9 protein-coding genes are annotated in these 11,284 nt (G+C 62.7%); 4 read left to right on the top strand and 5 right to left on the bottom strand.

Features of this window, described 5'->3' with window-relative positions; all coding sequences use genetic code 11:
• Nucleotides 1-189: 189 nt before the first annotated feature.
• The 3 genes from AC30NL_RS15805 to AC30NL_RS15795 form a co-directional block, all read right to left on the bottom strand.
• Nucleotides 190-1,068, bottom strand: a complete 879-nt coding sequence (locus AC30NL_RS15805) for a hypothetical protein (RefSeq protein WP_489464954.1) — start codon at nt 1,066-1,068, stop codon at nt 190-192.
• A 33-nt stretch (nt 1,069-1,101) separates the two neighbouring features.
• On the bottom strand, nt 1,102-3,756 hold the full coding sequence (locus AC30NL_RS15800) for a hypothetical protein (RefSeq protein ID WP_489464953.1): 2,655 nt from the start codon (nt 3,754-3,756) through the stop codon (nt 1,102-1,104).
• Between the two features lie 129 nt (nt 3,757-3,885).
• Nucleotides 3,886-4,467 (bottom strand): hypothetical protein, encoded by a 582-nt coding sequence (locus AC30NL_RS15795; protein ID WP_489464952.1) that lies wholly within the window; start codon nt 4,465-4,467, stop codon nt 3,886-3,888.
• A 557-nt stretch (nt 4,468-5,024) separates the two neighbouring features.
• On the opposite strand from AC30NL_RS15795, the gene AC30NL_RS15790 reads away from it, so the two are divergent.
• The gene (locus AC30NL_RS15790; protein ID WP_489464951.1) at nt 5,025-5,528 is read left to right on the top strand and encodes a DUF3293 domain-containing protein; all 504 of its coding nucleotides are present in this window, start codon (nt 5,025-5,027) and stop codon (nt 5,526-5,528) included.
• A 110-nt stretch (nt 5,529-5,638) separates the two neighbouring features.
• On the opposite strand, the gene AC30NL_RS15785 is transcribed toward AC30NL_RS15790, so the two are convergent.
• Both AC30NL_RS15785 and AC30NL_RS15780 read right to left on the bottom strand, forming a co-directional pair.
• A complete protein-coding gene (locus AC30NL_RS15785) occupies nt 5,639-6,193 on the bottom strand; it encodes a GNAT family N-acetyltransferase (protein WP_489464950.1) in 555 nt (184 codons plus the stop codon).
• 10 nt (nt 6,194-6,203) lie between these two features.
• Entirely contained in the window at nt 6,204-6,893 is a 690-nt protein-coding gene (locus tag AC30NL_RS15780) for an alpha/beta hydrolase family protein (protein WP_489464949.1), read from the bottom strand.
• Between the two features lie 192 nt (nt 6,894-7,085).
• On the opposite strand from AC30NL_RS15780, the gene AC30NL_RS15775 reads away from it, so the two are divergent.
• The 3 genes from AC30NL_RS15775 to AC30NL_RS15765 are packed head-to-tail and all read left to right on the top strand — an operon-like array spanning nt 7,086 to nt 11,035.
• The gene (locus tag AC30NL_RS15775; RefSeq protein WP_489464948.1) at nt 7,086-8,471 is read left to right on the top strand and encodes a glutamine synthetase family protein; all 1,386 of its coding nucleotides are present in this window, start codon (nt 7,086-7,088) and stop codon (nt 8,469-8,471) included.
• A 9-nt stretch (nt 8,472-8,480) separates the two neighbouring features.
• Entirely contained in the window at nt 8,481-9,878 is a 1,398-nt protein-coding gene (locus tag AC30NL_RS15770) for an aldehyde dehydrogenase family protein (RefSeq protein WP_489464947.1), read from the top strand.
• Nucleotides 9,875-11,035: an iron-containing alcohol dehydrogenase gene (locus AC30NL_RS15765; protein ID WP_489464946.1), complete on the top strand. Its 1,161-nt coding sequence runs from the start codon at nt 9,875-9,877 to the stop codon at nt 11,033-11,035. Before AC30NL_RS15770 ends, AC30NL_RS15765 begins: the two co-directional genes overlap by 4 nt.
• Nucleotides 11,036-11,284 lie beyond the last annotated feature (249 nt).

Here is an 11,284-nt window from a genome sequence, read left to right as displayed (position 1 = left end):
GGTTGAGGCTTCGATACCTCAGCCCGAACGGACATTGGGAGGTCGTTCGGAACCAAATCCTATGCCGACCCTTTCGCTCGGGCTGGCCCTGCCCATCTTGGGGCTGACCCATCTCCCGTTTCAAGGCGCTCAGAAATACAAGCTCATTGCGAACGCACATTAAAGTTGCCAAGAGAACTCTCATCGCTCTCAGGGCGCGGTTGCCGCAGCTGCGGCCCGCCTCGGCTGCGTACCTGTCCAACAGTCTTCGCTCGTCTTGCCGTCTTTTTCGAAGGCCGGCCCATCACGTTCCGCAACGGCCTTGTTGTAGAGCGTGAAGTTCAAGGCGAAGCCCCGATCGAGATACGCGCGACCCAAGTAAAGCCCCGGCCGCACCATCCGAATCTCATCGCGCACCTTGAGTCCTCGGCGGCCGGCGAGAAAGTCCGGCTTTTCCTGGTAGCCCGGAATTTCATCGGTGAAGAAGTAGTCGATGATGATCGACTCGCGCCGCGCGTCCATCAGGCTCTCTCCGCAATACAGCTTGGCCGGGAACAGTAGCCACGTCTCCTGGTTGCCCACCTTGATCTTCGTGGGGTCGCCGTCCACCAGCCCTGCGGCCTTCAGCGCGCCGATGTCGTCGATGCGATTGCGCAGCACGCGCTCGTCGCGATAGAACACCTTCCCGCGCCACAGGTGTTCACCCACTGTTTCCAGCTTGAGGCCCTTGAGCTGCACCGCGAGCCCAGCGAAGCCCCCGATGATTTCCGCCGCACGGAACTGGCCGCTGCTGCCTCGCGGCAAAAGGATCTTGCCGTCGTACGCGCCATCTGGAATAGGCCCTGCGGTCAATCGGGCGTAGATCTGGTCGACCTGTTCCTGGTCGAGCGCCGAGAGGTTCTCAGGTGTGATCTTCTCAAGGTCGGCCGGGCTCAACGGAAACTTGTACTCGACCTGCGCCAAGTCCATCTTCGATGCGTATTCGGCGCTGTACGGCGCGAAGGCGATCTCGGGCGGCTTCGCCTTTCGTTCGCAGCCGGCCATCGCCAGCACCGCGGCAGTACACAACATCCACATGGCAACTCGCATGGCTTTCTCCTTTTTATTTGTTGCTTGCGCGGCCTACAAGGTCGCGAGAAAGGCCGTCAGCGCGTTCTTGTCGGCCTCCGACAGGTCTTCGCCGAATCGATGCCCTTCGTTCTCGACGAACTGCGTGCAGGTCTCGTAGTTGGCCGTCATGAAGTCGCGCCGCTCGTGCACGATGTCGACGAAGCGCGCCGGCTGCTTGATCACTTCATCGGCAATGGCCTGCAGCGTGGGCACGAGGTCCTTTTTGCCCATCTTTTCAAGGGTGGCAGGCTCGCGCTTGGCGAGGTAGAGGTCGTCGATGAGCTGCTTGTGCTGAAGGCCGTTCAGAAAGCCGGCAGGCACGCCCTTTGGCACCTTGATCTGGCCGAAGTCAAACAGCGGTTTCTCCTGCTTGCCATCCCAGGGACGCAGCCCTACGTCAAGCAGCACGTCGGCATCGGTGAGCGTCATCTTGATGCCGCGCTCCTTGGGATGCAGCAGTTCGCGCATCGATTCCTTGTAGAGCTTGAAGCGGCCTTCCACGCTCGGGTCGTAAGGCACGCATTCGGGCTGCTTGTCGAGCAGCTTGCCAGTCGAATCCACATAGCGCGCACGGGCGAAATCGTTCGCCTTGTTCGCTGGCTTGCCGCAGATCTCTGGTCCGATCGCGTTGTTGTGCATGAAAGGCGCAGTGGCCCAGATGTTGACGAGCGAGACGTTGCGGTAGTAGCCGCGTCCGCCATTTTTCAAATCTTCACGCTCGGGGATCGCGGGCACCAGGGGTTGGTTGTGCAGCGTCTGCGACGCGTACTCCGAGTACAAATGCCCTTGCAGGTGATTGGAGTGCAGCGCGCGGCATCGGAAGGTGCCCACTTCAGTGACTGGCGTCGGCTTGTCGTTGCCGAGAAAGTCGGCGCGCATGTTGCGCGGATGTCCGCTGGCCGTCGCGTAGAAGTCGCGCGTCTTGAACGGGTCAGTCGGCGAGTCGGGCACGCTCGAATGGCAGCGCGCGCAGTTATCGGCAAACACGCTGCGTCCGCGGTCGACAGCGCCTGGTGCTCCGAATTCCTTGTCCAGCGCTGCGATCAGGTCGTGGCGCGTGTATTCCTTCTTCGGGTCTTTTGCCTTCAGCACGGCGGCGCGTGCAGCATCAAGATTGGTGGCATCGCTCTCGGCTGACAGGAAGAAGTCGAGGATGTTGGTCAAGCGGTCTTCGACGGCGCGGAAGTTCGGGCAGTCGCGTCGGCACTGGCCAATGTTGAAGGCGGTTTGCCCAAAGCCGCGCTGGTTGGGGTCGACCTGGCGCTGGTCGCTCAGATGGTTGACCCAGCACTGTTCCGAGCACGAGCCGATGTTGAAGTACACACGCTGGATCGCCTCGCGTGCACCGATCGAGTCTTCTCCGCCCTTGAGAATGTGATGCACCCCGGGCAGCGTGACGGGCTTGCCGCCGATGTTCACGGCGGTCACATCGTCATTGCGCGTGCTCTTTTGCCAGCACTTGCCGTCGCGGCCGGGCTCGCACCAGCACTTGTCTTCATCGCGCTCGTTGCCGCAGCTTGCCGCTTTGCGCCACTTGGTGATCTCCTCGCCTTGAAAGGTGGGCCGCTGCGACAGGTTGACGATCGCGTTGATCGTGCCGGGGTTGTTGACCTGGTCGTGCGAGATCGCGGAGGTGTCGGTCACACCCGGACGTGCGTGCGCGAACATCTGCCACTCCAGGCTGGTGCGCGCCATGCCCGAGCCGAGAAGCTCCGACATGCGGGTGTACTGGTTGCCGATCAGGCCCTTGATGTTCTCCCACTTCGGATGAGCAGTGTCTTGCGGAGGATTTTTCGGATCGAAGGCAATGTGGCACGAGCCGCAGGTGGTGCCCACCAGGAACGGCGGCTCGACGGACGCGTCGACAAGCTTGCTGACGCGCTCGTCGGAGGGCATGCTTGTTTTTGCGGCCACCACTTGGTCGTAGCCGTGCCAACTTGCACGTCCGCCATTGAGCACAGCCCATTTCTCGGCATTGAAGCGGGGGTTCGGAAACTTGCGGAAGCCCAGTGCGCCAGTCGAGGTACCGAAGCGCAGGTCGCAAGACGACTGACGCTGGTCGCGGTTGCCGTCCTTGGCGTGCGGATCGGTGACGTCGAGGGGCGCGTCTTTCAGCTCGCACGCCGGGTCGACATAGCCTTGCTTGCCCACGTACTTGAGCAGCACGTCGTCGCCCGGACACCAGTCGAAGCCGTAGGTTTCGTCGGCCGTCTTGGCCGGGCAGTCGGGGTCGCCCGGCTTGCAGCAGGCGGGATCGTTGATGATTCCCCAGGCCTGGAACCGGTCGTTGCGCTGGTCCGAGCGCAGTACGCGAAACCAATCGACCAGCACGCCAATGCGCTGCTGGAATGCATAGGTGTGAAAGCGTTCGTTGCCGCCAGTGGCCTTGAACCAGATGAGGCGCCCGACGCATTCAGACTCGTTGAGTCCCTGGCGCGCACAGGCTTCGAAATAGGGCGCGTTCTGGTCGACGCCGGGCCTGTCGGGCGAGGCGAGGGCGTTGGGCGATGGCGCGGATGCAGCCGGTGAGAATGAAGCCGGTGAGGATGCAGCGGCTGCATTGCTTCCTGACGTGGGCTGCGCTGCGGGCTGGGATGCGCTCAGCACCGCATAGCCAGCCAACAACACGACGGCAGCAACGACCCCGCTGAAAGTGGTCCGATTCATGTTTGCCCTCCCTCGGCGGATTGATCCGCGTGGCGCGCGCATAGTGCACGTGCCAAGGCCGTTGCTCAATCCCTACTTCTGCACCCCTGGGAGTTTTGCCCGGACGTACAGCGGAGCTCGAACACTGCACTAGTGCATCAATTTGGCTTCCGACGACTTGCCGATGCAATGCAAGGAAGTGCCCTTGACCGGGCGTGCATTCTTCGATCGGGACCGGCCGTCGAGGGAGGGAGCGCGCCGAGGCGCCGAGACAGAGACGACATGATCAGTGATGCCGCTTGCCAGTTCTTTGCTCAGCGAGAGGGCCAGGTCGTGCATATAGCCTGCTGCCACTGCGCACAGATGCGCAGCAGGCAGGCTGTCCCGCAGTTGTTGAGCCACAGAGGCGATGTCACGAAGGGCCATATCAAAGCCTTCGATCGGGAGCGTGTGGAGTGGCGCCGTGCAAGCGTACGTGCGATGCCGCTCGATCGCTGCCTCGAGGTGGTGATTTGCTTGCGCGATGATCTGCACGTGGGGCCAGGGCCGCGGACCGAGTTGCTTGACCGCGAGGACGGCCTCGGCCACGTCGTGCTTGATGGCCAAACGTGCTGCCGCTGCTTCGCACTCCGAGATACTTCGCTTGAGCGATTCAATCACCGCTGCGCACGCGTGCGCCTTGCGTGCAGCCTTCAGTGATGCGGAGAACTGGCTTGCCGCTGATTGCCACATTGCAGATGCTTCGTCAAACTGCCCCGATGTCTCGCGCAGCAGCCTGAATTGCGTTCGAATGTTCTCAGGCGTTGGTGCGAATTCCGGCCCGAAACTCGTCCGACTGTCGATGTCAACCTGCAAGGTGGCTACTCCCTGATTCGCTCGGCGCCTTTTCGCGCACGTGGATGTCTGACGCAGTTGCGGCGACCGCGTGGGAGGCCGTCTGGATCTGGGGAGGAGGCTGCGAGATTCTTTGCATGATTCTGGCCAATGAAGGTGGCAGGCCGGATGGCCGCTTTCAAAAGGTAGACGATATCCAGCTCGGTCGAAGGAGCGGCGTGCTTTGCGAAGCGGGAGGTGGCGAAGCGAAGTTTTCGGGCCTGACGTTAACGTGACGATTGACTGCCTGCTCGCGTCAAGCCGTGAGAGTGCGCAATGAATCAATGCCTTCGAACCACACCCCTGAAACGATCTGAAAGCCGTGGCCGCCTGCGTGCCAAGTGAACGCGGTGCTGTTCAACTAGTGAGGTCGGATCTTCGAATCATCGGACGATCAGAGTGGACGATCCCCGCACATGAGCATGACGAGCATTCCAGTGAAGCTGCGTAGCAGTCCGATTGATTTGTCGACAGTCGACGGGCCCAAGATGGCGCTCGCGCCGGAGCTCCTGGCTGCGTGCGAGCGCAAGGAATATCGCGTGTCCGGACTTCGGCCCATGGAACTCCGTGTCGGTTTCGATGAACGCGTGGCCGCCTGGCTTGATGCTTGCGACGCCTATCTGGCCGTGGTCATCACGGCATGGAATCCGTTCGGCCGGCAGTTGTCCTCCGAAGAAAACGACGTTCGACAACGAGAACTCATGTTCGCCGTCGAGGGGTCTCGCCTTCGCTGGAGCCCTGCGGCTGGCGTCGACCCGATGGGTGAATGGGTGTCGGAAGAGGGCATCTGCGTCTTCGACCCCCCGCTCATCCTGATCGATGAATGGCTGCGCGTGTTCGAGCAAAGCGCCGTTCTCCAGGGAAGCGGGTCAGGTTATGTGAGGCTGCGCCTGCATCCGCAATTCAGGCCGCCCGCATGACGTTGTGAAAGAGGCTGCTGCACAGCCAGGCCCAATGGGTGCCGAAGGCTTGCAGCAGCAGGGGAAGCAACAAGAGCGCCGCAATGGACGCCCATTTTTCGCACCAGGCTTCACGGCAGCAGACCCGCATTCGTTTGGAGGACCTGGCGCTGCATGAATCGCCACCGGGCGCGAAACTCCGCAGGGACCTCCGTACCTTCGTATGCCGCGCAGTCGACGAATCCGTGTGTCTCGTAGAGGCGATGCGCGGCCTTCATGAAGGGAGCGGTGTCGAGACAGACACTGCGATATCCAAAACTGCCTGCGTCTGAAATGAGTCTTCGCAGTGCCAGTTGTCCCAAGTTCATGCCACGGTACGCCGGGCGAACGTAGAGGCGCTTGATCTCGGCCACGTCACTGCGAACGAAACGCAAGCCGCACATTCCTGCCACGCTGCCGTCGACCTCGATGAGATAGAACGTGCCTTTCGGTGGCCGCTCTCCGCAGACCTGGTGGATCACACCGGCCACGTAGTCGGCGACAGGCATGCCTGCCCCATCATGAGCATTGGCTCCGAATGACCGTTCCATCTCGTCGCGGACCCAGGACATGTACTCGATGTTGATGCTCACGATGGCGTCGTAGTGTTCGACTGGATCTGAGCGAATGAAGGCTGGTGCTGACATGCATTTCCGATTAACACACCAACTCAATCGCGTCCAGCCACTTTGCGATGGCCTGCACCATTGAGTTCATCACTTCCGCGTCCGTGCGACCACTCTTCACTCGCACATGGAAGGAGTGATCGGCGTCGCCGAAAACATGGAGTGTCGCTGCGCTGCCCAATCGATCGACAAGTGCTTGGACAAGCCCGAGATCGGCCAGTTCATCGCGGGTGCCCTGCAAGAACAGCATCGGGCAAGTCACGTCGGACAAGTGCTTGCCGCGTTCCTCCGACGGTTTCTTGGCCGGATGAAGCGGAAAGCCCACGAACACGAGCCCGCGAACGCCTGGAAGCGGCGACGCAGCCTGGGCTTGCGAGGTCATTCGTCCGCCGAATGACTTGCCGCCTGCGATGAGCGGGAGCGTTGGTACCAGCCGTGCCGCTTCATCGACGGCGGCCCGCACGGCCGCATGGGCCAGCGGCGGGGCGTCCGTGCGCTTCGAGCCTCGCTCCATGTACGGGAACTGATATCGCAGCGTCGCTATGCCGTGCGCGGCCAGCCCATGCGCCATGGCCTCCATGAACGGATGGTCCATGCCCGCGCCAGCGCCGTGCGCAAAGACGTAGCAGGCATGCGCTTGCGCCGGGACCATCAGCGGGCCGGAGACAGCCTGCTCGTCATCGATCGGGATTCGAAGCGCTTTTGCAGCCGGTGTTGTCATGATGCAAACCCCCAAGGATGTCGGACATTGATCGTAGGCGTCGAGTTTCGACCATCAGACCGTTCGCGCTTGCTGAGGCAAGCCTGGCAAGCCTTTGCGCACTGTGGATTTCCTGCCCGCCATGTTGCGCATCCTGGGCATCGCGCAGGACACTGCACCGTGAAGTTCCGCTGATCGAGCCCAAGGAGTTCTATGCGAGCACGCGAAGTCAACACCATCGAGCATGCCCTCGGCCTGATACAGGACCGCGGCCTGTCCCACGTGAAGGTGGGCGTGTCGGACATCGACGGGATCTTGCGCGGCAAGTACCTGCGGCACGACAAGATGGCCGGCGCACTGAATGATGGTTTCGGCTTTTGCAACGTGGTGCTCGGCTGGGACTCGAACGACCAGCTCTACGACAACACGCGCTACACCGGCTGGCACACCGCCTACCCCGATGCCTGGGCGCGCATCGTGCCGCAGACCTGCCGCGATTTGCCGCTGGAGCAAACCAACGGCCACAACATGCTGTTCTTTCTGGCAGAGTTTTCCGACGAGGCTTCGGCACAGATATGCCCGCGCCGTCTGTTGCACCGCCTGATCGCCAAGGCGCAGGCCATGGGCTACGACCCGTATGCGGCACTCGAGTACGAGTTCTTCATGTTCGACGAGACACCGAACTCGGTGCGCGAGAAGGGCTACCGCAACCTCAAGCCGTGGACGCCCGGCTACTTCGGCTATTCGGTGCTGCGCTCGACGGTCAACTCCGATTTCTACCAGCAGCTCATGCAGCTGAGCGAGCAGATGGACATGGCAATCGAAGGCCTGCACACCGAGACCGGCCCGGGTGTGCTCGAAGCCGCGCTCGCGGTCGACGGCATCGCGGCCATGGCCGACAAGGCGATTCTGTTCAAGACATTCACCAAGGCACTGGCACAGAAGAACGGGCTGATGGCGACCTTCATGGCCAAGTGGTCACCCGACTACCCCGGCCAGAGCGGTCACATTCACTTGTCGCTCAAGGAAAAGAGCAGCGGGCGTGGCGTGTTCTACGACGCTGACGCGCCTCATCGCATGAGCCGGCTGCAAGCGCAGTTCATGGCTGGCGTGCAGCGCTACCTGCCCGAGTTCTTTGCGATGTTCGCGCCCACGGTCAACAGCTACTCGCGTCTGGTGCCGGGCTACTGGGCGCCCCTCGACGCGACCTGGGGCGTAGAGAACCGCACGACGGCGTTAAGGGTGATTCCGGGCACGGAGAAGTCTCAGCGCATCGAGGTGCGCATCGGCTCGGCTGATGCCAACCCCTACATCGCGCTGGCCGCGGCCTTGGGCGCGGGGCTGCTCGGCATCGAGCAGACGCTTGAGCCGACGCCCATCGTCGAGGGCAATGCGTACACGCAGACGTTTTCAGACGAGCTGCATTTCCCGGGCACCTTGTGGGAGTCGGCGCAGCGGCTCAAAGCGTCCAAAGCTGCCCGCCAGTTGTTCGGCGATGCCTTCGTCGATCACTTTGCCGCTACCCGCGAATGGGAAGAGCGGCAGTTCCGACGTCATGTGACGGACTGGGAGCTGGCGCGCTATTTCGAGATCATCTGAGAGGCTGAGATGACACGGCAACAAATCACCCTGAGCCCCATCGATGGCAGCGAGTTCGCGCGGCGCGACTTGGCGACGCCGAGGCAGATCGCCGACAAGCTCGCTCTTGCACAAGCCGCGCAGGCCCCTTGGCGCTGCATACCATTGGTCGAACGATGCCGGCTCGTTGGCGCCGGCGTTGATCGCTTCGTGGAACGAAAGCCGCAGATCGCCGAGGAGCTGACGCGGCAGATGGGCCGGCCCTTGCGCTACACGCCCGGCGAGGTCGACGGCTTCGCAGCCCGTGCGCGTCACATGCTGTCGATTGCCGAAGAGGCGTTGGCGCCGATCCGTCCCGCGCCGATCAGCGGGTTCACACGCTACATCGCTCGCGAGCCCTGGGGCACGGTGTTGGTGGTTGCACCCTGGAACTATCCGCTGCTCACGGCGGTGAATGCCGTTGTCCCCGCACTCGTGGCCGGCAACACCGTGCTGCTCAAGCACAGCGCGCAGACGCCGCTCGCGGCAGAGCGCATGGTCGATGCTTTCGTCGAAGCCGGTGTGCCGGCGGACGTGTTCCAGTTCCTGCATTGCGATCACGATGCCACGCAGAAGCTCATCGCCTCGCCCGGCATCGATTTCGTTGCCTTCACCGGTTCCGTGGCAGGCGGCGCCGCGGTAGAGCAAGCCGCTGCCGGGCGCTTCATCGGCCTCGGGCTCGAACTCGGCGGCAACGACCCGGCCTACGTGCGCGCAGACGCCGACCTGAAGCATGCCGTCGAGACCATCGTCGATGGCGCGTTCTTCAATTCGGGGCAGAGTTGCTGCGGCATTCAACGTGTGTACATCCATCGCTCGCGCTACGACGACTTCATCGCAGCCGCCGTCGAGCTGACAAACCAGTACGTGCTTGGCGACCCATTGCAGCCCGAGACCTCGCTTGGCCCCGTCGTGCGACCCTCGGCGGCTGATGCCGTGCGCGCCGTGATCGCGCAAGCGCTGGGGCAGGGCGCCAAGCCGCTGATCGACCCCCGCCGATTCGAGCGCGACCAGCCCGGCACGAACTATGTCGCCCCGCAAATTCTCACTTCGGTGAACCACACCATGCTCATCATGGCCGAGGAGTGCTTCGGCCCCGTCTGCGGTGTGATGCCCGTGGACGGTGACGAAGAAGCCTTGCAGCTGATGAACGACAGCCCCTATGGCCTCACCGCAGCGCTGTTCACGCAGGACGAAGACGCGGCGCAGTCCTTGGGTGCTCGCATACACACGGGCACCGTGTTCATGAACCGCTGCGACTACCTTGACCCCGCCCTGGCCTGGACCGGAGTGAAGAACAGCGGCCGCGGCGCCACGTTGTCGGTGCTCGGCTACGAGCATCTGACCCGACCAAAGTCCTACCACCTGAAGCTCGGAGTCCCACCGTGAACGACGATCTCGCCAAGTACACCGTCAACTGGAATTACCCGACGGCCGTCAAGGCCGGCGTCGGCCGCATCTGCGAGCTGCCGAAATGGTGTGCCTCGCTTGGTATGAAACGCCCTCTGCTGGTGACCGAACCGGGTCTCGCTGACATGGCCATCGTGCGTGACGCGGCCGCCGCAAGCGCAGCAGCGGTGTTCAGCAAGATCAAGGGCAACCCGACTGGCCGCAATGTCGATGACGGTGTTGCCGCTTATCGAGCCGGCGGGCACGACGGTGTGATTGCATTCGGCGGCGGCTCGGCCCTGGATGCGGCCAAGGCTGTTGCTCTGATGGTCGGGCAAGACCGGCCGCTCTGGGACTTCGAGGACGTCGGCGACAACTTCCAGCGCGTGAAGGTCGAGGGCATGGTGCCGGTGGTCGCGGTGCCTACCACCGCAGGCACTGGTTCGGAAGTCGGACGCGCTTCAGTCATCACCGACGACGATGCCAAGGTCAAGCGCATCATCTTCCACCCGCGCATGCTGCCGGCAGTCGTCATCCTCGATCCGACGCTCACCGTCGGGCTGCCGCCCAGGCTCACGGCGGCAACGGGCATGGACGCGTTGTCGCACAACCTCGAGGCCTATTGCTCGCCGTTCTTTCATCCGATGGCCGCCGGCATTGCGCTGGAGGGCATGCGCATCGTGAAGGACTGGCTCCCGAGGGCAGTCGCGCAAGGCGACGACTTGGCCGCGCGCGCCGAGATGCTCGTCGCCTCGTCCATGGGCGCGACCGCCTTTCAACGCGGCCTCGGCGCCATGCATGCGCTAGCGCATCCGCTGGGCGCGCACCACGACGCGCACCACGGCACTTTGAACGCGGTGCTGATGCCTTACGTCTTGCAAGCCAACCGCGAAGCCATCGAGCCGCGCATCGTCGCGGCCGCGCGCTATCTCAACCTGCCTGCCCCGTCGTTCACCACATTCCTCGACTGGATACTGGCCTTGCGCGAGCACATCGGCATTCCGCACACACTGGCTGCAATCGGCATTGATGCGAGCGATGATGCAACCATCGGCGAGCTCGCGGTGGCCGATGGTTCGCACGCCACCAACCCCATCGCCTTCACGGCAGTGCAGTACGGCGAGATCTTCCGACGTGCTGTCGAGGGGCAGCTCTAGTTCTAGTGCAGTGTTCCGCATAGCGTGGAACACTGCATAGATCCAGAGTAAGTGTTTATCGGGAAACTGTTCGGGCCATGTCTTACTGCGGCTCGCCAGCTGAGAGGCTGAGAGTATTTCGATCATGCCCGCTCATCACGCCAAAAGGCCCCTGCTCGTCGTTGCAAATGCTCGCCATAGTGCAGAGAGTCTTTAGCCTGGCGGACGCGGCACCCGGGATCTGCGCTGACGGCACGGCGTGACCGCCGC

Origin of the sequence: Rhizobacter sp., assembly GCA_021153565.1 — a bacterium.
Lineage (GTDB): Bacteria > Pseudomonadota > Gammaproteobacteria > Burkholderiales > Burkholderiaceae_C > Albitalea.
This window is presented reverse-complemented; position numbering and strand designations above follow the sequence as displayed.